Source organism: Limnothrix sp. FACHB-406 (assembly GCF_014698235.1).
Lineage (GTDB): Bacteria > Cyanobacteriota > Cyanobacteriia > CACIAM-69d > CACIAM-69d > CACIAM-69d.
Window position 1 is genome coordinate 103,472 of sequence record NZ_JACJSP010000003.1, and the last position, 24,928, is coordinate 128,399.

The 24,928-nt window shown below is 54.9% G+C and carries 15 protein-coding genes; 8 read left to right on the forward strand and 7 right to left on the reverse strand.

Annotated elements, in window-relative coordinates; all coding sequences use genetic code 11:
• Nucleotides 1-144: 144 nt before the first annotated feature.
• The gene (locus H6G53_RS04095; protein ID WP_190356055.1) at nt 145-477 is read right to left on the reverse strand and encodes an NAD(P)H-quinone oxidoreductase subunit M; all 333 of its coding nucleotides are present in this window, start codon (nt 475-477) and stop codon (nt 145-147) included.
• A 152-nt stretch (nt 478-629) separates the two neighbouring features.
• Here H6G53_RS04095 and H6G53_RS04100 point away from each other — a divergent pair, with 152 nt between their 5' ends.
• Both H6G53_RS04100 and remA read left to right on the forward strand, forming a co-directional pair.
• Nucleotides 630-1,367 (forward strand): histidine phosphatase family protein, encoded by a 738-nt coding sequence (locus H6G53_RS04100; RefSeq protein WP_099532697.1) that lies wholly within the window; start codon nt 630-632, stop codon nt 1,365-1,367.
• A gap of 479 nt (nt 1,368-1,846) precedes the next feature.
• Nucleotides 1,847-2,107, forward strand: coding sequence for an extracellular matrix/biofilm regulator RemA (remA, locus tag H6G53_RS04105; protein WP_099532739.1), 261 nt, complete (start codon nt 1,847-1,849; stop codon nt 2,105-2,107).
• 536 nt (nt 2,108-2,643) lie between these two features.
• Here the strand turns inward: remA and H6G53_RS04110 are convergent.
• From H6G53_RS04110 to H6G53_RS04130, 5 genes are all read right to left on the reverse strand, one after another.
• The gene (locus H6G53_RS04110) at nt 2,644-5,160 is read right to left on the reverse strand and encodes a hybrid sensor histidine kinase/response regulator (RefSeq protein WP_190531018.1); all 2,517 of its coding nucleotides are present in this window, start codon (nt 5,158-5,160) and stop codon (nt 2,644-2,646) included.
• Nucleotides 5,161-5,181: 21 nt separating this feature from the next.
• Entirely contained in the window at nt 5,182-6,648 is a 1,467-nt protein-coding gene (locus H6G53_RS04115; protein WP_190531019.1) for a methyl-accepting chemotaxis protein, read from the reverse strand.
• A gap of 95 nt (nt 6,649-6,743) precedes the next feature.
• A complete protein-coding gene (locus tag H6G53_RS04120; protein WP_190531020.1) occupies nt 6,744-7,871 on the reverse strand; it encodes a chemotaxis protein CheW in 1,128 nt (375 codons plus the stop codon).
• 686 nt (nt 7,872-8,557) lie between these two features.
• Nucleotides 8,558-10,246, reverse strand: coding sequence for a protein-glutamate O-methyltransferase CheR (locus tag H6G53_RS04125; RefSeq protein ID WP_099532695.1), 1,689 nt, complete (start codon nt 10,244-10,246; stop codon nt 8,558-8,560).
• Nucleotides 10,247-10,317: 71 nt separating this feature from the next.
• Nucleotides 10,318-12,561, reverse strand: coding sequence for an ATP-binding protein (locus H6G53_RS04130; RefSeq protein ID WP_190531021.1), 2,244 nt, complete (start codon nt 12,559-12,561; stop codon nt 10,318-10,320).
• A 993-nt stretch (nt 12,562-13,554) separates the two neighbouring features.
• Between H6G53_RS04130 and H6G53_RS04135 the strand changes: the two genes are divergently transcribed.
• Both H6G53_RS04135 and H6G53_RS04140 read left to right on the forward strand, forming a co-directional pair.
• The gene (locus H6G53_RS04135; RefSeq protein WP_190531022.1) at nt 13,555-13,800 is read left to right on the forward strand and encodes a hypothetical protein; all 246 of its coding nucleotides are present in this window, start codon (nt 13,555-13,557) and stop codon (nt 13,798-13,800) included.
• 302 nt (nt 13,801-14,102) lie between these two features.
• Nucleotides 14,103-14,519: a response regulator gene (locus H6G53_RS04140; protein ID WP_234406718.1), complete on the forward strand. Its 417-nt coding sequence runs from the start codon at nt 14,103-14,105 to the stop codon at nt 14,517-14,519.
• Between the two features lie 36 nt (nt 14,520-14,555).
• On the opposite strand, the gene H6G53_RS04145 is transcribed toward H6G53_RS04140, so the two are convergent.
• A complete protein-coding gene (locus H6G53_RS04145) occupies nt 14,556-15,752 on the reverse strand; it encodes a homocysteine biosynthesis protein (RefSeq protein WP_099532690.1) in 1,197 nt (398 codons plus the stop codon).
• Nucleotides 15,753-15,993: 241 nt separating this feature from the next.
• Here H6G53_RS04145 and H6G53_RS04150 point away from each other — a divergent pair, with 241 nt between their 5' ends.
• From H6G53_RS04150 to H6G53_RS04165, 4 genes are all read left to right on the forward strand, one after another.
• Nucleotides 15,994-16,599: a gamma-glutamylcyclotransferase gene (locus tag H6G53_RS04150; RefSeq protein WP_099532689.1), complete on the forward strand. Its 606-nt coding sequence runs from the start codon at nt 15,994-15,996 to the stop codon at nt 16,597-16,599.
• Nucleotides 16,600-16,896: 297 nt separating this feature from the next.
• A complete protein-coding gene (locus H6G53_RS04155) occupies nt 16,897-18,681 on the forward strand; it encodes an NAD+ synthase (protein ID WP_190531023.1) in 1,785 nt (594 codons plus the stop codon).
• 401 nt (nt 18,682-19,082) lie between these two features.
• Entirely contained in the window at nt 19,083-19,250 is a 168-nt protein-coding gene (locus H6G53_RS04160) for a metallothionein (RefSeq protein ID WP_099532687.1), read from the forward strand.
• Nucleotides 19,251-20,126: 876 nt separating this feature from the next.
• Nucleotides 20,127-24,896: a PAS domain-containing protein gene (locus tag H6G53_RS04165; protein WP_190531024.1), complete on the forward strand. Its 4,770-nt coding sequence runs from the start codon at nt 20,127-20,129 to the stop codon at nt 24,894-24,896.
• Nucleotides 24,897-24,928 lie beyond the last annotated feature (32 nt).

The following is a 24,928-nucleotide window of genomic DNA, read 5'->3' on the forward strand; positions in this document are numbered from 1 at the left end:
CAACTGAACGGTTAGCTTGTTCAAAATTATCCCAACCAACGTTGATCGAAACCCGTCAACCCTGTAGGGGCGTACGGCCGTACGCCCCTACCCGGATTTTCTCGGTCTGAGGTTGAAGCCCATGGGTCTCCCTGCCCAGTTCCCCTAGGGCGAAACCTGCGGCAAGCCCATGCTGTAATTCACCGCGCGGGTTTCCAAGTTGTAGGCGATCGTGCCATTTTGCAACAGCGATCGCACAAAATGCTCCAAATCTGACCCAATCCGCCGCAGGGTATATTCTGTCAAATCTTGACCCGCCGACTGGGCCACCAACTCTTCAAACTTGCGGTAAACCTGCTGGAGCGCCTCCGGACTCCACAAAAACTCATTATCAGGATCAATATCAATCGTGAGCTTCGTTTCGCTGGGCACAATGTCATCATTGACCAACTCGGCAGCGAAGATGCGGATATGGCGGGTGGTGGACTTTAGTAGCATCGGCTCTGGTTTTGAACGCGGCGGTTGAGAAGGGATCTGGGCATGGACAGCCAAGGCCCGATCGCCAGACTCCCCAATTCCAAACTCCCCAATTATTGTAGGAGCTTGCCCAATGCGTTCTACCCCTTCCTAAGGGCCACGAATTCTAATTGATGCTGAAACTCTTTTTTATCCGTCATACGGAGTCGATCGGGAATGCAGCGGGGCGGATGATGGGGCGAGCCGACGACCCCTTGACCGATCGGGGCCAAACCCAAGCGCGATCGCTCGGCCGGGCCCTGGCCCAACAGGGGGCCCATCCCCAAACCATTTACAGCAGCCCCCAACAACGGGCCCAAGAAACCGCCCAACTGGCGCGATCAGCCGCCATGGCCCACCCAGCCACGGGCGATCGACCCCGACCGCCGATCATCACCGACACCCACCTTTGCGAATTTGACAACGGCATTTTTCAGGGGCTGACCTGGAGCGAAGCCAGGCAACAATATCCCGAACTTTGCCAAAAACTGGAAAATTCCTGGGAATGGATCCCAATTCCGCAATCAGAAACCCTAGAAGCCGGGCGATCTCGCGCACAGATCTTTTTACAAGGTCTAATTAGCCAATTTATTGACACAAACCCCACCGAAACAGAGCCACAAAATCCCGATCCCTGCCTTTGGATCATCACCCATCACTGGATCTTGCAACACCTAATCTCAGAGATCCTCGGCTCCCCAAGAACATGGCAAATTTCCATCCCCCACGGAGCAGTTTTTGAGCTATGGCTCGATCAAACCCGCTGGCAAACTACCCAGGAACTCGCCATGGGTTTAGACGATCAACAGCGGTTGAACCATGTTTTTTGGCAAATTCACCGCTTCAATCAACTATTGGAGAACAGAGACTGATCAACTTCCTGGGAAATTTTGTGAAAATAGACTGAATGTTCATTTTTCGAGCTAAATTTTCCATGTGTGTTAGTCAGTCCGCGCAAATCTGCCCCGCCTGATCGATGTTGTGATACATCATGACGATCTATCCTGGTTCATTCGTGCTAGATCGTCCTGATGCACACTGAATTTCCCCTTGGGATATCGATTCCCGATCGATCCCCTACCCTGATTAACTGGGGCTAATCCTCCTAATAGGAGATTTAGACCCATTCATTCTGGGTTGGTTCATTGAGATAGCACTCAGATAACACTCAGTAGGTATAACCGCTCATTCGGTTGCTGCCTGGGATAGTCATGCTGTGCTCAACAACGGCGATCAACCAGGTCATAACCTGCCTAATTGGGCTGGGATCGATTCTGCCCCGGAGTGACTAATCATTATCTACCAACCACTCAATCAACCTTCACGGGTTTTCTCTTTGAGGAATTTGTCGATGGACATTCAACTAATTAATGTTGGTTTCGGTAATATTGTGGCGGCCAACCGAATCATCGCCATTGTCAGCCCTGACTCGGCTCCGATTCGTCGCCTAGTTACTGATGCAAAAGATCGTGGTCAACTCATTGATGCCACCTATGGTCGCCGTACGAGAGCTGTGATTATTTCGGATTCGGGCCATGTGGTGTTGTCTGCGATTCAACCCGAAACCGTTGCCAATCGCTTGGTGGTTGGCAAGGAACCCAAAGGGGACTAATCTTTCCGATCGCCGCCAGCATCCACCCGATCGCATGGATCATTCGATGGGAATTGGTTAACGGCTCTAGGAATCCGTCAAGTCTTTGGGAAATTCTGAGTCGCTTTCGCTCTCAGCTTTTTGGCTTCATTTCATGGTGTGTTTGCTCAAGAAATCTTATCTAGGGAGTTTTAGGGCAAACAGGCATCACAATTCGTTCATGACTTGTTCATGAGGAGTTGTCGATCGATTAGGGGGGGACGTTCTAGCTCGCGATCGCTAGATCAATTGGGTAATTGAGGAAGCTGTCGAGTTTCCGGGTTGGCATGGGTCAACCGTTGCCGGTCACGAGCTAGAACGCCATTAAATCGTTCACCAATCACGTCTAGCCGTTTATGCCTCGGGGTTGCTGAGAAGAGTTGGTACGCCAATCACAGATGCCATGAAGCAATTAGTGCCATGAAGCAATTATTAGGTGGGCAGTGCCCACCCTACTGTGCTGTGCTTATCCCGAATTCACATTTAGCGAGGTAAGGGCTGTAATTCATAACCAGTAACTAGGGCGATCGAGCCAGTTCGCGCAAAATTTCCAGCAGCGCCGCTTGGTTAAATGCATCCTTGGTTAGGTAGGCATTGGCTCCGGCTTCCGCGCCCCGTCGTTTGTCTGCGTCGGAATTCAGGGAGGATACGAGTACGATCGGGAGGTCGTCGTATTCGGGCATTTGACGAATTCGCGCCGTTAGCCCCAACCCATCCAAACGAGGCATTTGAATATCGGAGACGATCGCGTCGAAAGTGCGCGATCGCAGCTTGTGCAGTGCATCCATTCCGTCGGTGGCGGTCACCACGTCGTAGCCAGCGGTTTCCAAAATTCGCTTTTCTTGGGTACGGGTGGCGATCGAGTCTTCCACCAACAAAATCGCTGGCGGCCGGGCCATGCTCAGGGAATCGGCCGTGCTCAGGCTGCTGTTGCGGCTGGTGCGGCCGCCCAAGGTGGCAAACAAGTCCGGCGGGTGCAGCACGGGGCACACGTCTCCATTGCCCAAAATCGTCACCCCAGACACATTCCGCACGCGCACCAGTAGTTTGCTCTGGGGCTTGAGCATAATTTCTTGCACATCAATCAGCCGATCGACAAACACGGCCAGGCGATCGCGCCCCATCACCAACACCACACAGGCATGGGGAATGACATCGACCCGATCGGGCGCGGGCCCCGGCGGCAATCCCGGCAACTCCAGCAAATCCCCCAGGTCGGTGGCGGAAACCGGTTCCCCTTCCAGCAAAATGACGGGGCGACCTTCCAAGGCAGTGATTTGACTGACCGGCACAAGGCGCGTTTCGTGAACATATTCCAAAGGAATGGCCAAGGTGCGATCGCGCGTCATCACCAACAGGGCTTGGGTGGCCGCCAGGGTTGTTCCCACCGTGAGGGTGATGGTGCAACCCTGACCCGGCTTGGACTGCACGATCACCCGCCCCTTCAGCCGTTCTGCACAAACCCGCACCGCATCAAGGCCCACACCTCGTCCCGATAGCTCGGTGGCTTCCAGGCGGGTGGAAAATCCTGGCAACAAAATCAGCTCAAAAATCTGTTCATCCTGCCAATGGGCGAGTTCTTCGGCACTGTAAAGCTGCTGACGAACGGCGGTGGCGATAATTGCCTGACGATCCAAGCCGCGGCCGTCATCGCTGAGGGAAATCAAGACCCGATCGCCCTGTTGAGCACCCCGCAACTGCAAGGTGGCACAGGCGGGTTTACCGGCTGCTTGACGTTCAGCCGCCGACTCAATGCCGTGGTCGATCGCATTGCGCACCAGGTGCAATAGGGGATCTCGCAGCGCCTCAATCACCTGTTTGTCGGCGGTGGTTTCGCCCCCTTCCACCACCAGGGTGATGGCTTTGCCCTGCTGCTGGGCCAAGTCACGCACCATGCGCGGAAAATGTTGAAACACCGTGGCCAAGGGCAACAACCGCAGGGAACGGGTGCGATCCTTCAGGTCATCGGTGATCGCCTCCAGGCGGTGGTTGGCGTTTTGGACTCGTTCCCGCAAGCCATAGAGGGCCTGTTGAAATTCTTCGTGCAGTTGATGCCGTTGCTGATCGCTACGACGACGATCGGTGGCTAGGGTGTGATCACTAATCCGCTGCTGCCCCCGATCGAGCAAGCGCAATTCTTCCCACAGCCGCACCAACCCATCGAGCAAGGCCGCCTGGTGGGATAGTCGTCGCTCAATGGCCGCCAACTCACCCACCCGATCGACCAGGCCATCTAAATGGCGGGTGGCAACGCGGATCGTGTCGATGTGGTATGGCTCGGCGCTGGGGGGCGTGATGGGATTAACTGAATGGATTGAATGAACTGGACTGGTTGGCCGATCAAGCGATCGAGCCGGTGGGGGCGATGTGGTGGCTGGGGAAGTGGGGACTGAAGAAGCGGGGCGATCGGCTCCAAGCGCTGGAACCGAATTAGAAACTGCTGGCGGTGTTGTTGAGGGGGTTACTTCCGGTTCGCTGGGCTGTTCTGAAATTAAGTCTGAAATTAATTGGGGGTCTGGAATTGACTCTGGAATTGGCTCTGAAATTAGCTCTGAGTTTCCTTCAAAACTCGCTGGGGTCGTTTGGGCGATCGGGAGCGGACTGGGTTCCAGCGGCATCAACTCCGACTCAGCCACCCCACTGCTAGCCTGCATGAGCCGAGCCAACACCCGCACCGGATCGATCGCAGAAGGCAGCTCACTTGGTAGCTCCTCCGTCGCCTCCTGCACCAACTGCTTGACCGCATCCAGAGTGTTGTAGAGCGTTTCTGCCAGCAGCGGCGTGAGGCTGATTTCCTGACTCTGCAACTGCTTCAGCACATGCTCCACCTGATGAACCAGTTTTTCCACATGGTTCACCCCCAACATTCGCGAGTCTCCCTTCAGGGTGTGGGCCGCCCGCAACAGTTCCGCAAAGTCATCGCGATCGCTGGGATTTTGTTCAAACCGCAGCAGTCCCGTTTCCAGGGTTTGCAGATGCTCGCCACTGGACAAGCGATAGAGTTCCCGCAGATCCCGATCGTCAATGATTGCCATCAGCCGTTCCCCATCCGGAATCTAAACCATCTCTTGTAGGTCGCGGGCCGCCTCTTCCAAGCGTCGAGTGCCGATGCGGGTTTGGGCAATGCCTTCGGCGGTTTGCTTGGCCCCTTGGTTCAAGGCGTTCATGGCCTGCACCACTTGATCAACGGCGATCGCCTGCTGGCGAATATTCAGCGAAATTTGTTGGTTACTCACCACCACCATATCGATCGCCCGGGCCACCTCGTCAAAGGCTCCCGCCGTTTGCTGGCTGGCCGTTAAGCCCGTTTCCACGCGCTTGCTGCCCTCTTCTGTGGCCATGACTGTGGTGTCGATCGCCCCTTGAATTTCTGTCACCAACCCATCAATTTTTTGGGCCGATTCCTTGCTGCGATCGGCCAGCTTGCGAATTTCCGCCGCCACCACCGAAAACCCCTTGCCATGTTCCCCGGCCCGCACGGCCTCCACCGCCGCATTCAGGGCCAACATATTGGTTTGATTGGCCACATCCGTCACCAACTGCGTAATGCTGCCAATTTGGGCCGCCTGGCTGCTCAGTTGGGAAATTTGTTGGGCGATCGCATTCATTTGCATTCGCATTTCCGTCATGCTCTCCAGGGTTTGGCCCACCGTGCGGTTGCCATCCTCCACCAAATGCAAAACCCGCTGGGAAGCCGCCGCCGCCGACTCCGCCTGTTCCGCCGACTGCCGAGATGAAGCACTCAGCTCATCCATCGTGGCCGTGGTTTCATTCACCGAAGCGGCTTGGGCGCTGGAAGTGCGTTCCTGTTGCTCCACCGTGGCCGCAATTTCACTGGATGAAGCTGCCAGGCTGCTGCTGACTTCAAACATTTGCCGACTCACCGCCACCACGATCCAAATCCCCAGCACCGTGGATCCCAAAACCGCCAGCCCCGTGGTCAACAGGGAAATATTCGACAGGGCCGTCAGGGCATCGTTTTGATCCTTCAGGGTTTTGTCCACCAATTCCGATTGCCGACTGCGCAGAATTTCCACCAACCGTTCAACACTTTGAATGGCCTGGCGACCCCCATCCCGCTTCCATTCCGCGATCGCCCCGGCCGGATTTTGACGAGCAATGGTCAATAGTTTTTCGTTGATGGAAATTAATTGCGCCAAATCCTGTTTCAGTTCGCCCAGGGTTTCCCGCTGCCGAGCATCCACAACGATCGCTTCCAAATCGGTCATGGCTTTGTCAGCGTTCCGACGCGCCTGATCAAAGGAAGTAATGGAAACGGGATTTTGATCGAGCAAGTATCCTCGGGTAGACCGGGAAACCGTTTGGGCATTGAACCCCAACAGACCGATTTTTTCTTCCACTTGCGTGACTCGGTTAAAAGTCGCCTGTTGCTCTCGAACGGATTGCACATTATTCAAAACCACGGTGGTGGCAACGATCGACAGGGCGATCGGCATGGCATATCCCAAGGAGATTTGATACCGCAGCCGCCAGTGGCTATCGTTTTTGAGGGGGGAATTCATGGTTTTGTCCTGCAAAGTTGGGGGAAATAGGGAAATAAAGTTGGGGGAAATTCGGAAGCTTGGGGGCCGATCGCCCCGTGGGCCTCAAGACCTGCCTAAAGACTTTCGTTAACCACCAAGCTCGGATCGCGCAACAGGGTGGCCACATCCAGCCAACTGGTGGCTTGGCCCCCATCCACATGGATGCCCCGAATGTAGGCGCTTTCTCGGTTGACGATTGCTGAATCTAGGGAGCCGTTGACGGGAGCCAGTTGCTCAGCGGTGCTGGCGTTAAAGGGAACGGGGGCTAAACGCTGGGTGCTGACCCATTGGGTTTCGATCGCCCGATCGATCGCCAAGCCCACCGTTAAGTCCTCCACCTGCACGATCGCCACCAGCGATCGGGTGACGGCGGGCCGGCGCTCTTGGCCTAGCCAGGGGCTGATATCAATGGCCGTCACAATCTCGCCCCGCAGATTCGCATTCCCCAGCACGTGGCTGGGACAGCAAGGCAGGGGCACAATCACCGGCAACTCCGCCAACTCCCGCACGGCCGCCGCATCAATGCCAAAGCGTTCGCCACCAACTTCCACCACGATCCAGGGTTGCCCCCCTTGGTCACTGTCGGCGCGATCGGCCTCCGCCAGTTCCACCGCCCGCGCCCGCAACAGGGCCTGATCCATCGCGGAAAGGGTTTGCCAGCGATCAGTGGCAGAATCCAGGGGCGATTGGTGCCATTCGGGCCGTTGCAACACCGTGAACAGATTTTCACTGTTGATCAGGGCGATGGGCTGACCGGCCAAAAGCACCACATCCCGCACAATCTCGCGGGCCTGGGCTGACAGTTCCGCCACCAACAGGCTGGGGTCTGGATCCAGCATCACCCCTTGCAGATCCACCGCCTCATTCACAATCAGCCCCAAGCTCACCCCCTGGGGCGATCGCAACACCACAATCGCATCGGAGAGGCCATAGGGCGATCGAGCCAGGCCCAAGCAATCTGCCAGATCCACCACCGGCAATAGTTTTCCCCGCCGGTCGATCGCTCCCAAATAGCCAGCTCCCAACCCTGCGATCGGCTTCAGCTCCACCAGGGGCAAAGTTTCCTCCACCCACTGGGCCTCCAAACCGCACAGGGTTCCCATCACATCCACAATCAAATAGCTTTGTTCAGTCGCCACAAACCCTTCACCGCCCCCTTCACCGCCCATTTTGCTGAACCAGCTAGCCCCGCTCGATCGCATCGAGCATCACGCTAGCGATCGCCCCCAAGAGATCGCACCAGAAATCAACCTCAGACTCGCCACAATACTAGGGTGAGTTTGAAGTCTCGAAAGCTCAAAGTTACCAGGCAAAATATGCGGCTTTTTGCCATATTTTTCTTTTCGAGGATGTTTGAAAAGTATTTTTTGGCCCGGGCCAAGCACCAACAATCGTGGGGAGCAAGGGGCTTAAGCCCCTTGTCTGCGTCGATTACTGAAGCGTACAGAGTAGCAATTTTGGCTTTTCAAACAACCGCTTAGAAATCTGTTACAACCCCTGATTTGTGGGGATCACACAGATTTGACAAAAACCTTTTGCGCTTTTACCTTTCGCTTTTTACCTTGGATTCCTGAGTCACGGGGACTCTGCCATGGCTTTTTGTTCGATCGTTGCCCTGACGAACTAACTTGAGTTTACTTTCGATTTTTCCGATCTTTGGGATTTTTGGCGTTTTCTTTATGTTTTTGTGTGAAATCTATATTTTTTTGCACAATCAATAGCCAATGGCTAACAGATTGCCAGTTCATTGACCACTAATTGATCGCCAATGGATCACTAATTAACCACTGATCGACAACCAATTGACAACCAATTGACAACCAACGGATCGCCCGTGAATGAAAAATCAATCAAAACCCGGAACATCCCACGGGAAGCCCTAATGAGTTCAGTTAGCACCAATCGCGGCCAGATGTTCCTTGAGGCGATCGCTCAACTCCCCCGCCGTTAAATGGTGATGGTCAAACACCGGCCAATGGGGGGCAAAATCCTGCAACAGTTCCAACGCCGAAGCATAGAGACGACGCGCCGCCGTGGCATCCCCAATTCGTTCGTATAAGCTGGCTAATTCCAGTCGGGGAGGCAGGGCATGGCGATCCAAATATACCGCCCGCCGCAAAAATTGCTTGGCTTGATCGAGCTGGTTTTGTTCCTCCCAAATACGCGCCAACAGACAGCAAATTTCCGTTGACTCCGGCTCAATTTCCAAGGCTTGCTGACAATATTGGTTGGCTTCTTGGCTGGCTCCCCAATTGGCGTGCAGGCAAGCGAGTGCATAGAGTGTGGCGCTGCTGTTGGGATAGTGCTTTAGCAGTTGCAACAATTTTTGCTTGATGCGATTGTGTAACTGTTCTGTTTGATTTTTGGGAACGGCATAGGGTGTGGAAAGGGGCTTAACCACCGGCACTTTGGGGGACGACGGCTGAAGGGAATGGGGGGATGAGTCGGTGGGCCGGGGATTGCTCGATCGGGAATTATTTAAATGGTTGGAATTAGTTAAGTCATTTAAATGATCCGATCGCGAATAATTGGGCCGTTCCTGATGATTGGCGATCGCCGTTTCAATCGCGATCGCTTGGGCATCAGCATTGATCAGCGGAGCCGGATGAAGCGTTTCCATCCCATTTTTCAGCCCCGCCGTGTTTTCTAAGGGATTCCCCAAGGGATTTTCTAAATTGCTGGCAGCGGCATAAGGTTGGGTTAAGCCATTGATTGGAGGCAAAGGGGTTGCGGTTGCTTGTCCCGATCGCCGACGATAGATCACCGATTCTGGATAAATTTGAGTTGCAAAAGATTGCAGCGGTTGATGGCATAATTCCGCATGACCCGTGAGCAAATATCCTCCAGGAGCAAGGGCCTTGGCAAACAGATCAACGGTTCGCGTAATCGACTCCGTGGCAAAGTAGATAAAAACATTTCGACAAAGAATTAGATCAAATTTGCCAACATCCGTTAAAGGCAACTCATCATTCACCAAATTGAAGTTTTGAAAGGTCACCAATCGCTGAATCGCCGGGTCAATTTGCCAGCCATCCGCCAGGGGTCGAAAATAGGTTTGCCAAGTGGTGGAATCAATGGCTCGGAATGACCACGATCGAAAACGACCCGATCGGGCCCGATCGAGTGCTTCTTCATTAATATCCGTGGCAAAAATGCGAATTTGCCAATTTTCATGGGCCGGCAACATGCCCTGCAAAGCAATCGCCAAGGAATAGGGTTCTTCGCCCCCAGCGCAAGCCGCACTCCACAAACAAAGCCGCCGACTTCCTTGCCGACTCAGGATTAGCTCTGGCAAAATCTGCCGTTGCAAGAGCGAAAACTGTCCCCGATCGCGGAAAAAATAGCTTTCCGTATTGGTGATGACATTAATTAAGGGTTGCCAAGCCTGTTGGCCATAGGGACTTCGATCCAACAGTAGTTGACGATAGGTAGCCCAGGTTTGGGGGCTGCCCGCTCGCCAACGATTATGCAAAAACTGGGTCAAATCTTCGAGATCGCTAGCCCGCAGCCGGAGGCCATAGCGATCGTAGATGATGGGAACCAGTTCATGGAGCAGCGCAATAACCTCTGGGGGCATAACCTTGACAGAAAGAGACAGGGAATAGCCCTTGTCCTCACGAGTAACTCATGCAACGAGCTGTCTTGAGTTTAGTGGTTACGATCGGTCACTGCTAGGGGGAGCCACAGTCGGAAGGTTGTGCCCTTGTGGGGTTGCGATTCACAGGCAATTTTGCCCCCATGCCGATCGACCACAATTTGGTAACTGATAGATAGGCCCAACCCTGTGCCTTTGCCCACAGGTTTTGTGGTGAAAAATGGGTCAAAAATTCGAGAAGTGACCTCTGAGGGAATTCCGCTGCCGTTGTCTTGAATCGTGATTTCAACGCCCGGTTTTGAGGGCTGATCAGACCCATCTACTGCCGGATTTGCTGCCATTAATTGGGTGCGAATGACAATACGCGGATCGGTTTCTCGGTCTTCGAGCGCATCGATCGCGTTGCTTAATAGGTTCATAAACACTTGATTGAGCTGACCGCTGTGGCATTCCACCAAGGGCAACTCACCATAATCGCGCACCACTTCAATCCGATTTTGCCGACCTTTACGCTCCAGGCGGCTATGCAAAATAAGCAAGGTACTGTCGATGCCTTCATGCAAATCCACGGAGGAAACTTCCGCGCGATCGAGCCGCGAGAAATTACGCATGGAAGCCACAATGCCTTGAATTCGTTCTGTGCCTTGGCGCATGGAATGCAAGACCTTTGGCAAATCTTCTAGCACGAATTCCAAGTCCATCTGCTCGGCCTGGGCCATGATTTCGGGATCATGGTCATGGGTGTGGCGTTGGTACAGGCGCACCAGTTCGATCAATTCCGTGAGGGCATCGCTGGCCCAATCCAGGTTGCCGCTGATGAAGTTGACGGGGTTGTTAATTTCGTGGGCAATGCCGGCCGCCAACTGGCCCAGGCTAGACATTTTTTCGGAGTGAACCAGTTGGGCTTGGGCTTTTTTCAAATCCTCAAGGGTACGTTCTAGCTCGTGAAATTGGGTTTCGGTGGCGCGTACAGCGGCCTGGGAGCGATCGTACAGTTCCGCTTGGCTGATGGCGACGGCCAGGCGATCGGCCGCCCAACGTAGGGCCTCGCAGTCGTCGCTCGACCATTGACGACGCTGGCTAGTGGTGGTGCAGGCGATCGCCCCGGAATGGCCAGAAGCCGTCTGCACAGGCACAATCAACAGGGCATTGATCCCGGCGGACTCGGCCCAGTGGGCCACTTGGGGATCGGGGTGGTGCAGCAGGTGGGTGAGTTGTGTCCAGGGCAGGGTGGAAGTGGTGCTCAGATCAGCCCGATCGAGCGCCGCTGGCATCAATAGGGAGGGCAGGCCTTGGGCGATCGCCCGGGTGAAGGCCCCATCCAAGGCCGGTTGGCGGCTGTCCTGGTGGCTAACGGTGAGCTGCATGGCTCCGTTGGGGCCCCGCAAAGCCCACAAATAAGCACAGCGATCGACCCGCAACACCAAACGCAACTCCCGCACCGCCGCCGCCAAAATTGCATCCAAATCGAGGGATGAGCGGATTTTTTCGAGCCAAGGTCGCAGCCGCACCTCTGGTTTTTGCCGATCGCCCTGCTTAGCCAAGTCATGGCCCAGCGCCAGCGCCACCAACCGCGCCACCTGTTCCACCGCCTCTTGCATGGCCAACGACCAGGGGCGATCGCGCCACAGCAACAACATCCCCAGGGGATGCCGCTCCATGCGCAGGGGATAAGCCCCCCAATAAAAAGCCTGGGCAGAGGATGCCGCCGCCTCGGAACCGGTCTCCAACCCCTGGGGTGAAAGCTGCGACAGTTCCAGCTTGCCCATGGAGCGACTGCCCCGCCGCCCCAGCTTGCGCACCTCCGCTTCCGACACGGAGCGATCGAAATGCACTGCCAAATTTCGCCCCTGTCCCCGCACAAACAGGGCCGCCAACTTGAACCGATGTTGCACCCGATCGTAAGACCACAGTTCCGCTTCCTTTAGATCCAGGTAACGGGCTAAGTAACGTAATGTTCGTTGCAGTCGCCGTTCCAGGGGCCCCGTGCCGGTCAAAATGGCCCCCACCCCATTCAGCATCGTCAGCAGCGATCGACAGTCCGCCTCGGAACTGCTATCTAGCCAATGAGCCGTTGAATCTGGATCCGTGCTGAAGGCCAGCTCTTGATTCAGGGAAGCCGAATTGGCCACTGGTTGATTCGCTGAATGATTCGTTGACTCGATCGCACCGTCAGACCAAGAGGAGCTATTTCTGAGACGTACCGCTGAAGTTCCGAGGGAATGAACTAACAACGGCCCAGCTTGGGATCGATGAGGCGATCGCCGCATGGCGTAGGACGGTAGTTGAGTAACCATTACAATTTCCAAAATTGGCTGCTGGAGGATGGTTGCGGCATCTCTCCCCAAAACTGTTAAAAAAATCTGTATTTGCTATCAATTTTAGCCCAGGATCTTTCACTAGATCTGCGAATGTGGCGTTTTATTGATAAATCCACGAAAGATTGGACGCAAACCCTTGATCATAAATTTATGTAAATACTCTCCGACCCTTAAATAAACACGCTTTCCCTTGATTCTCGTCAGATAATTTGCTGATTTTGACACTAAGTCTTGATTTCACGGGCGATCGCCCATTAGAGCTTTCAGAAATTGAATCTATTCTCATTACTGGTCTCAATCACTCCTTCGACCAATCAGGTTAAGTTTTTGATCTTCATAATTGTTCAAAAACCTGATTCCACGGCAATTGTTTCCCGATCGCAATTGACCACCCCAATTGCTTTTGCATCCCCTCAGAGAATCCTGAGAGGATGCAAATTTGCCTTTGGCATCATCAGTGCTCGCAAAATCCCAACGTTGGCCTTGATGACTTTCAATCTTGATAGGGCCTTGCTGATACCCCATAAAATGCCCCACAAGATGCCCCGTAAACTGATGATGCCCCATGAATGATCGCGGCCCTACTCCATCACCAATGGCTCATCAATATGGCCCATCAACCAATGCCCCAATAATGCCCCAATCGCCCATTCATTGCTACTGGATTAATAACGAATAATTGACGAATAGTTGACAAACCGTTCATGAGTCATCAATCAGCAGTCGAGCAATGGTTCATGAATACCAGAGGAGCACTCAATAAACGCTGGATAGATGCTGGACAAATACTGGACAAATATCAGATCAATCTTGAATGAATTTTGAATGAATTTTGGATAAATTACAGTTATTAATAGAGACAATATTCAAATTCCCTTCATGTTTTTTTGATCTTTTCTTCAAAAAATCCCTGAGCTACCCATTCCGCCCCAACCAGCCCAAAACCACGCCATTTCCCCTGCAAGACCTTTGGCAAGGGCCAAATCATTGCCGCTGCCCTCGCCACCAACCAGCGCAAGAGACTCAGACTCCTTATTTTTAAATTGCGCTACTGTTGCCGTGGGTCGAAGTCTGAGCGACGCAGCGGGCAAGATCAGCGCAGATTGCAACCAAGGCACGATCCGCGCGCCAATCGTCAACCTTGACCAATTATCAAAAATTGATGCCTATGGACAGAATTTTGACCAGGGCGCAACGGAAAATGCCAGAATTTAATTAGTTCCCTGCTTTAGTCTCAGTCCCTCGATCGCCTTGAAATTGTCTTGAAAGTCCTTGTCTTTCTCCTTGGGAGATTAGCCACATGGGTGAAAGAAATCAGGAATCTAGGAATAATCATCTAATAAGGCAGCTAAGGTAGCAATTGATGGATTAATCAAACGAGAGTGCTATTTCTTGCAGGATTGGGCAGGCTGATTCAACCAGCGACCTGAAACCAACCTGCGAGGGGTGAGGCACAAGGCGTTTGGGAATTTGCCCCATCAATTGCCGCATCGATCATCTCAATCCTGGGGTCAGTCATGAACAGCTCCTCTGATGTCGTTTCTGTGGCTCGATCGAGCATGACGAAGCCCACGGTGCTGGCGGTGGACGATAGCTTGATTGTGCATACCTTGGTGCGCCGCACGTTAGAGGATTTGTACAACGTGGTGACGACAGCGGATCCGGTGGAGGCGCTGTCGATGATCTACCACCAGCGAATCGATCTGCTGCTGTTGGATGTATCGATGCCGAATCTAAATGGGCTGGAGCTGTGCCGAATTTTGCGCAGCTTGCCTCAGTTTGCTGCGCTACCGGTGATTATGTTGACTTCCCACGATCGCCCGTTCGATCGCATTCAAGGGCAACTGGCAGGAGCCACGGAATACATCACCAAACCGTTCGATCAAGATGCTTTGCGCTCCTTGGTGGCTTACCACACGCTTGATCGCGCCTAGGTGAGTGATGCCTTGGGCGATCGCAATCTCTGTGCCCTAAGGTTCCGATTCCATCCCAATTTGTCCCCAGCGATCCTGCGGAATAAAGGTGCGATCGCTTGGCAACGGGGCCACGGCCTCCGACAGCAAAAACCGCCCCTGTTGAATTTCCAATTTCAGCGCCTCGGACACCTGGCGCGACAGGGCCAAGCTAGTGAGCGGTGCTGTGCGCACGAGTTTTCCATCAATTTCAATGCGACCGGACTTCAGTTGGGCATAGTTCACCAGGCCAAAGGTGGGCCGCACCCGTCGGGGAATCGAAAAATCCACGATCGGGGCCACAATCTCTTCATCTTTGACGGCGCAACGGGCCACCACCGCTTCATCCACCACCGGCAACGGCACACCCACCCCCAACATCAGGGACGGCCCATAGCCTTTGAAATAGCAACCGCGCACCCATTGGGCCTGCATTTGTTTGGCATCTCCCACCAAAGCCAGGGTGGCCGCCGGGCCGATCGGGGTTTGGTTGGGGAGGCGCTTTTGCAGCGGAAAATGCTGAGTTCCTTCCCAGGCAATGTAGCCCTGGCTGCCGGCCAACCAAATGCGGCTGCCAATGCCCAACAGTCGCAGTTCCGGATCGTTCAGCAGGGGAGACAAGGCCCCACCGCTGACATAGACCGCATTGCCCAGGTTGGGTTGCAAGGGGCCCAGGTAGGTATTCAGCAGCCGATCGCCCCCATTCACGCCCACGATGAAGTTTTGGTAGAGATTGCGGGGGTTGTAGAGATAAAACTGGTTGATCGTGTCGCGGGAAATCGAGGTTTCAAAGGAGCCTCGGGGATAGCAGTCGGTCACATGCCCGATCGCCCGCAGTTGCACCGAATGCCCCGCGATCAAACTTTCAATGACATGGCCACCGCCCCGATCGCGGCCTTCATCGGGCGCTTCTCCGTCGGCAAATTCCACCGGGTGGCTGGCTCCCAAATACAAATCCACCGCCCCAAAGCCCGCATAGGCCGGCACGCCATCGAGCCAGCAGCGGCGAATTTTGATCGGTGGATCCGTTTGCCCCAGGTTCAGAAAGGCTCCAGAAGCCTCCATGGGTTCAAAGGTTCCGGTCACCACCACGTCTACCCGCGCGGCCGCCGCCTGGATGCCGATTGTGGCCACTTGGGCTTTCAGTTCTTCGGCCGTCCAAACGGTGACTTGGCCACTCCGGATTTTGTCGTTGATCTCGGCAATCGATCGCATGGGCTTCGGAACTCGGTAACGTAATCTGAATCTACCGTTGAATCTACGGTTTTTCGATCGAGTTTTAGTTGTATTTCGGTAAACAGTTTTGCTAGGATGCAAACCAGCACAATGCTGGCACAATCTTGCTCGCTGCTGACCCCTTCGCTTCGGGTTCGATCGAATGCTTAATCCTCCGTAACCCAACGGCCCCCAGCGGTGACAATCGGATCAACGTTTCCCCATCCACCTCCGTCTGCCGATGAACCCCTCTCGCCCCGCCCCGATCGCCGCACCCGTCGCCCCCCAAGCCTCGCTGACCAACGGTTCTCCCGCTGAACCCACGTTTCTGTACTTTGCCTATGGCTCCTGCATGTGCCCGGTGGATTTGCAGCGCACCCTCGGAGAGCCGGCTTATCCTTACCTGGTGGGCACGGCCATGCTTGAGGGTTATCGGTTGGGGTTTAACTGGCGATCGCCCCGGCGAGAATGCGGCGTGTTGGATGTGGTTCCCGATGCCCGATCGCGCGTTTTTGGGGTTCTTTATGCCCTGCCCTGGCGCTTAAGCGACCAACTGGACGATCGCGAAGATGTGCCCCGAGGCGGCTACCGTCGCGAAACCATCACCGTCACCAGCCAGGGCCAAACCTACCGCGACGTGCGCACCTACGTGGTTGTGGACAAATTGCCCCGCGAACTGGCCCCCAATGATTGGTATTTCACCGTCGTGATGCGCGGAGCCACCACCTGCGGCCTGCCAGAAGAATATTGCTGGAAACTCTTCCATCACATGGCTCAACTTCAGCGCCAACATCACCATCAATATCCCCACCCTCATCCTCATCCCTATCACCCCCAAGCCAGCTAGGCCTTGGAGCATGGATTCAACGGGACTAAATCCGATCTAGTCCGAATCAAACCCGATCAAATCCAATCAAACGGTTGATGTTTGGGGGCTAATCAACGGCTAGCGATTTCAGAACAGACATCTCAGCCTGTTCTCCACGGTGGTGCAACAAAAGTACCGGGGCCCCAAGGAAAGGGGCGATCGACTCGGCAAATTGCAGATCAATTCCCATTACGCGATCGCTAATTTGCCGATAGGCTATATCGATAATTTCGTAATTCCGTCGATATCCCGATCGATCCTCCCCCGCTTGCCCCCATGAAAATTGCCCTCGCTCAACTGAACCTTGTGGTCGGAGATTTGGCGGGAAACGCCCGTGCCATCCTCAACGCTGCCCAGCAGGCCAGTCGCCAAGGTGCGCGGCTGTTGGTGGTTCCGGAATTAGCCCTTTGTGGATATCCACCGCGCGATTTGTTGGCTTGGCCCAGCTTTTTGGAAGCCACCAAACAACAGTTGACCAAGCTGGCCCGTGAGCTGCCGCCTAATCTGGCCGTGCTGACGGGGACAATCATTGGCAATTTGTTGGCGACCGAAGGTGGAAAAAGTCTCTTTAATAGCGCAGTGCTGATTGATAGTTGTGCCCTGCGGCATGTGTTTAGTAAACGACTGCTGCCCACCTATGATGTTTTTGATGAGGGGCGCTATTTTGAGCCGGGTAAAAAAGCGGAATGGTTCACGCTCGATGGCATCAAAATCGGCGTAACAATCTGTGAGGATATTTGGAACAACAATCAGTTTTGGGGCCGCAAATTCTATGATGTGGATCCCCTGGCAGAATTGGCGGATTGTGATGTGGATTGGGTGGTGAATCTGTCCGCATCGCCCTACACGATCGGGAAGCCTCGGTTGCGCGAAGAAATGCTGCAACATTCGGTTTTGAATTATGGTTTCCCGATCGCCTATGTCAATCAGGTGGGCAGCAATGATGATCTGATCTTTGATGGCACCAGCTTGGTCATCAGTCGCACAGGGGCGATCGCGGCCCGGGGAGCGAGCTTTGAAACCGGGTTAATCATCACGGAATTTGATCCGGAAACCCGCGATTTTGTGGTCACCGGCCAGGAAGGATCTTGGCCCCACAGCTTGCCCCTGTTGGCAGATGAGCAACCCCTGCCAGAACAAACTGGATTGCTAGCCCCCCTGGCTCCCAGCACCGATGCGGAACTGTGGTCAGCCCTCGTGTTGGGCATTCGGGACTATGCCCGCAAATGTGGCTTTCGCAAAATTGTGCTGGGCCTCAGTGGGGGGATTGATTCCACTTTGGTTGGAGCCTTGGCCGTGGCGGCATTGGGGGCCGAAAACGTTTTGGGCGTGTTGATGCCTTCCCCTTACAGTTCCGACCACTCGATCGCCGATGCCCTGGCCCTGGCGGAAAACTTGGGTTTCCCAACCCTGAAACTCCCGATCGGGGACTTGATGGCCACCTTTGAGCAAACCCTAGCGGAACCCTTTGCCCAAACCCAACCGGACGTGACCGAAGAGAATTTGCAATCGCGCATTCGCGGCAATTTGTTAATGGCCTTGGCCAACAAATTTGGCTATTTGCTCATTTCCACAGGCAACAAATCCGAAATGGCCGTGGGCTATTGCACCCTCTATGGCGACACCAACGGCGGCTTGGCCGCGATCGCCGATGTGCCCAAAACCCGTGTCTATTCCCTCTGCCACTGGCTCAATCAGGGGCAAGTGGGCGCGGCTGCCTTTGCGCGGTTGGTGTCCCAGGGGGCGGAAATCGTGCCCAGCAACGTACTGAACAAGCCCCCCAGCGCCGAGCTGCGCCCCGATCAACTGGATCAAGATTCCTTGCCCCCTTATGAAGTTTTGGATGACATTCTCGATCGGCTGGTGAATCGTCGGCAGTCCCTCGCGGATTTGGTGGCCGCTGGTCACGAGGCGGCCACCGTGCGGCGGGTGATGCACCTTGTCGCTCGGGCTGAATTTAAACGGCGACAAACGCCCCCGGTGCTCAAGGTCAGCGATCAGGCCTTTGGGGTGGGTTGGCGAATGCCGATCGCCAGTTGCTGGCAGTTGAGCGATGCCTAGGGTCATCAAAATTGCCTAGGGGCATGGCTTAAGGGCCTCAGCATTCTCGGTAAATTTTCCCTTTCCCCGATCGACCCTTGACAGTCGTGGGAAAAGTCATGCTAAAGTAGCAACATCTGAACAAACGTTCAGCTATTCATCTAAAGCTGACCTAAGATCAACTTAGGTTTCAACTTAGACCCCAACTCAGACCCCAATTTTGAGATCCCCACCTCAAACGCTAATCGCGATCAGGTCATGGCTTGGAGTCATTTCTGGAACCCCACGCCGGGCCCAGAACTCGGGGAACCTCCCCCTTGGACAACAACCAACGACCCAGCGACGCACCATCCTCGATCGGGGATCTTAGGGATCTTTAACCCACTCGCCTCACTGCTCAGTGAGATTGCTAGGAGCAACCCATGACGACGACCACTCAAAAATGTGACTGCGGCCCTTGCCTCTGCACCGTGGACTTGGCAACCGCCATCCAAAAAGACGGAAAACACTATTGCAGCGAAGCCTGCGCCAATGGCCATGAAGGCGGCGCTTGCTGTGGCAATTCCGGCTGCAATTGCGGTCAAGCTTAGGCTAAGTTTTTGCCGTAGGGCCTGTCGTCAAATCGCCTGAAACCCTGATTCCATCGTTAGCAAATCGTGGGTAGCAAGGGGCTTAAGCCCCTTGTTACGACGACTGGGACATGGAAAATCAATCGTTTCCGCCTGATCCTAGGAAATGACGATAGGCCCTAATTTCTGACAGTTCGGATCGGGGCGTGCGGCCGTGCGCCCCCTTTGCGGTTTGATATGGCTGTTGATTTTTGATATAGCTGTTGATTCATATTTCTAAACTCACATATAAACTCATTTTTATATTTTAAATTCACGCTTTTATAGGCAAAGATTGATAGAGACCAATATCGATAGAGATCAAGAGATCAATAGATAATCAGTAAAAAATGATCAGTAGGTAATCGATAGGTAATCGACAGATGATCAACAGATATTGATATACAGCAACAAATATTGATTAGCGGTGACGTGCGATCGCGCCTTCGTTGGGTCGATCGACACAATTTGATCATTTAAGGCCATTACAGTTTAAAAAAGACACAATTGAAGTAGAACCTAAGTTCAAGTGCAGCTTGCCAATTGCCAATTCCTGGTGTGAGGATCCCGGCTTGCTCAGACCTGTTTCTGGGCCATATCCCTGAGTAATGTCCTTGGGGAATACCTTTGGTGATCTTTCCGAGAAACATTTCTTGGCGGTATTTCTGGGAAATTTGCTCGCCAGTTCATTGACTTGCAAGCGTCTGAGGAAGGCCGGGAGTTTCGGCAAATAATTGGGAAGCCTCGAAGGATTCTTGGGCGGTAATGGTGCTTGATTGCCATCACCCCAGCCTCCTAGTGCAAATGCAGAATAGAAGGTTCCGCCTATTCCAAACTGAGGTGCGGTTCGTTTTTGCTATGGCACTGAGTGAGACCTTTCTCGATCGCCCAGACATGGGCCACAGCGTTGAGCGATCGCGCGAACAGCGGGCAACGGAAACGGGAAATCTGGCCCAGCGAGTGATGGAGCGGCTGGCCCGGGGCGATCGCTGGCCGCGCATTGCCCAAGCCGCCCTGCACGATTTGCGGCTGCAGTTGGGGGTGGATGCGGTGTTGATTGCCCAGCGGATCCATAACCAAGCATTACAGGTGGTTTATGAATCCAGCCGCCCCGACGAGGACAGCCGCTTGGGTGGGGAGTTGCCGTTGCAGTTTCCGCTGCTGCCGATCACGGTGGTGGAGCCGGTGATCGGTGTGGCAGGGCCGCTGCAAGGGCGATCGCCCCTGCTGTCGCAACATCTCAAGGCCTTGCAAATTCAATGTTTTGTGGCGATTCCCATGGCTCCCCAACAACACCATTGGGGTTGGCTCATGGCCGTGCAGTCGGCTCCAGTGCCGCCCCTGTCCATTTTTGCCCAGCGGGAATTGCAAGCGGTGGCCCTGTCGTTGGCGGTGGGCTTGCGGTTGGAAGGATTGGAGCAGGCCGCCGAAACGCAGGCAGCGGCAGTTCCTGAGCTGGGCCTGTCGGAGTCGGCCGAATCCAAGGGGTCTGAAGGGGCGATCGAACCGAATCGCTTACAACTTGGATCGACCAAACCAGAATCTATCAGACCAGAATCCGGCAAACCGGAATCTAGCCAACCTGCCCTTGAGCGCCCCTGGAGCCGATCGCACCTCCCAACCTTGGCCGCCACCGATCGCGCCTTGATCTATCGCAATCCCGATCGCGATCGGGTCAGTCAGTCCATTGCCCAAGCCTTGCGCCTGACTGAATCGCGCTGGATGGCGGTTTTTCGACTTAATCCTTCTCCTGGCCTAATTTTGGATGGAGGAGGTTTGATTTTGGAAGCCAATGAAGCCTTCACGCGCTTGGCCGGCTACTTACCAGCAGAAGTGCAAGGCCTCAGCGTGCAGTCACTTCAGGGATTTTTGCGCGATCGGGACTATCAACAAATTCGCTCCACCATCCAAACCGGTCGCTATTACCAGTCGCCGGAACTGGCGATTCACGATCTCAACGGCCAGCGCAAATTGGTGCAACTGTCTGCCGCCCCGATCGAGCTGGACGGGCAAGCCTGTTTGTTCTTAGCCTTCCAAGACATCAGCGACCTCCAGCGCCGGGAAGCCATGTTGCGGGCCTTGGTCGAAGCCACCACCAGCACCGGCAAAGCCTTTTTTGAGAACTGCGTGCGGCTGTTGGCAGAATCCCTGGGCGTTCGCTATGCCTTCCTCACCAGCGTCATGGATCATCGATGCCACCAAGCGGAGGTGTTGGCCTGGTGGAATCAAACGGAATGGGGAACCAGCTTTGCCTATTACTGGACCCATCACCCCTGTGCGATCGTCTTTGGCGGTCAAACCTACACCTGTGGGCAAAGTTTGCAATCCCAATTTCCCCAAGGAACCAACCTGCGCAACCTGGGAGCCGAAAGCTATGCAGGTGTGCCCCTCCAAGACTCCCAAGGCACAACGATCGGGGCCTTGATTGTGATGGATACGCAGCCGTTGCCCGAGGATCCCAACCACATCACCATTTTGCGAATTTTTGCGGCCCGGGCTGCGGCCGAGCTGGAACGGCAACGGGCAAACCGCGCGATTGATCGCCTCAACACGGAATTAGCGACCCGCGCCGCCGAACAGTCCACCGACCTGGCCCACAGTCAACACATGCTGCAAAAAATGGCCGACGCGAACCCCAACATGGTCTATCTTTACGACCTGACCCAGCACCGCACCCTCTACATCAACCATGCGGTGCAGGATATTTTGGGCTACACCCCTCGGGAAATCCAGGCCATGACCAGCGCCATGGTGGTGCGCCTGGTGCATCCCGACGATTTTGAGCGCTTGGCCCATCACTACGACACCGTTTTGAGCTGCACGGATGGGGAAATTTGCGAGCGGGAATATCGAATGCAGCGATCGGACGGGGAATGGCGCTGGCTCTTTGAACGGTTAACGATCTTCTCACGCGATCGCCAAGGTCATCCCACCCAACTGCTGGGCAACATTGCAGACATCACCCCCCTCAAGGCCGTTGAAGGAGCCTTGCGCCAACTGAACGAACAGCTAGAACAGCGCGTTCAGGAACGCACGGCCCAACTAGCCGAAAGCCAGCGGTTTGTGCAGCAGTTGGCCGACTCCACCCCCAACTTGCTCTACCTCTACAACCTGTTGGATCAAGAGTTGGTCTATGTCAATCAAGCGGTGGAAACCCTGCTGGGCTACTCAGTGCCGGAAATTCAGCGAATGGCCCAAGGCTCCTTTGTGGATGTGCTCCACCCCGATGACTGGTTGGCACTGCTGCAATATGGGCGCACCTGTGCGCGAACTGAGGTGGGCCAGGTTTTGGAGCGGGAATATCGAATGCGTCATGCCAATGGAGAATGGCGCACCCTCAGCAGTCGGGAAACGGTTTTTAGCTGGGATCAGCAGGGGCGACCGCAACTGTTGTTGGGAACGGCCAACGACATCACGGATCTGAAACGGCTGCTGGAGGTTTTGCAACGGCGATCGCACCGCGATCGGGTCTTAGCCAGCCTATCCCAGCAGTTTTTGAACGAGGATATTGGCATTGCCTTGGCCACTACGCTGTCCACGGTGGTTTCCGCCCTGCATCTGAGCCATGCCTGGTTTTGTTCGCGGCCGGCCGCCGGTCAGCCCTGGAGCCTGGATGGCTATTGGTTGCGGCCCACGGATCAGGTGGCTTGTCCGCTCACGCCGGATCCCTCAACACTGCTGTTGCCGTTGGATTGGTTGGGCGATCGCCTGGATCGCGCAGAACCAATTCTGTTGCCCGATTCTGCGGATCGCTCAAATTCCCTGAACACTGCCATTGACCACTGGTTAGCCGAACAGGGCATGAGTTCGATCGGGGTGTTGCCCATTCACTACCGCAGTGAACTGGTGGCTTGCTTTGTCTTGGCCATGAACCAGCCCGCCGCCTGGGAACCCGGCAGCATCAAATGGGCCCAGCAAGTCGGCACATTGATGGCCATGGCCCAATCCCGCGCCACCGCCGAAGCCGCCCTGCGCCAAGCCAAAGAAGCCGCCGACTTAGCTAACCGCGCCAAGAGCGAATTTTTAGCGAACCTCAGCCACGAAATTCGCACCCCCATGAACTCCATTTTGGGATTTTGTGAACTGCTGCAACGGGAAGCCCGAGACCCCAAAACCCGATCGTGGCTTCAGGTCATGACCCAAAGCGGGGAAACCCTGTTGGCTTTAATTAACGATTTGTTGGATCTCTCAAAAATTGAAGCGGGAAAACTGGTTTTGCACTGGGGCCCCATTCGGCCGCGCTTAGTGTTGCGTGAGGTGGCGGAAATGTTTACGGTGGCGGCCCAACAAAAAGGCATTCAGGTGCAGGTGGCCGTGGCCGATCGAATCCCTGAGTTGATCACCTTTGACTCCGTGCGCCTCCGCCAAATTTTGGTCAACTTGGTGGGCAATGCCGTGAAGTTCACCGAGCGTGGCCATGTCACGATTTCCCTGCAAACCATCCCCAGCCATGCGGTTCCCCAGGCGGCCAACAACCCCGATCGCCCAGCGCCACCGCCACCGCCGCCCGCTCATCCCACGTTTGTTAATCCCAACTTTACGGGACAACCCAACCCCGAAGCCCTTCCGGAACCCGCGCTCAATCTGCGGTTGACGGTCACAGATACGGGAATTGGCATTGCGCCCGACCAGCAGGCCCGAATTTTTGAAGCCTTTATTCAAAGCGAAGGGCAGTGCGAGCGAGAATATGGCGGCACAGGGTTGGGACTGGCGATCGTCAAGCGGCTCACGGCCATGCTGGGGGGCACAATCCAAGTACGCAGCACCTTGGGGCGAGGCAGCCAGTTTTGTTTGTACTTTCCGGCGGTTCCGGTGGTTCCAACACCGATCGCGGGGCGATCGAACCCGCATCCCATCGCCCCCGACCCACCCCACAACCCAGAAGCCCTAGAGACTTGGAGAGGGTTAGAGAATTTTGAAGACTGGATTCCGCAAGCACCATGGAGATCAGAGCCGACATTTGCACCGGAGCCGGAACCCAACCTAACAACGGAGTCCACAGGAGATCCGGCGCTGGCGTTCAAGGCGTTCAATTTTGAACTGACTCCAGCGCTAGCCCCAGAATTACCCGCAAAATTACCCACAAAATCGCCTACAGAACCGCCACCCAACGGCCCCAACCCAGCCCAACCCCCAATCCCAGCCACCCCCCCGACAAACTCAGGGGCCGACCATCCCTCCAGCCTGGACGTGGCTCTGAAAGCTGCCTTGCAACAGGCCGCAGAGCAACCCCCGCCGCCTCTGGCCCCAACGGATTTAGCTGCACAGAGCCGGGCGATCGCCCCGATTCAGCTCACCGACGCGGCCCCCAATCCCCTGGTGGTGCGATCGTGGCTCTTGGTTTATGAAGGATCCCTGCGCCAAACCATGACCCTGCGACAGATGCGTGGTTTTGTGGAGCAGTTAGCCCAATGGTCAGCGGCCAGCGGCACAGAGCCTTGGGTTGCCTGGGCCAGTCAGGGCCAAGAGGCACTCGATCGCCTGAACACCGCTCAAATTCTGAATATTTTGGACGGTTTACGCACCTTCGCAGATCAGCAAAATCCGCTAACCTCAAGCCCTGCGAACCATTGCCCCACCAGCGAGATCGGGAACCCCATTGGCAACACCTACCCAAAACCCAACTAACAGGATCACAATCTTGATTAGAGACCTGATTG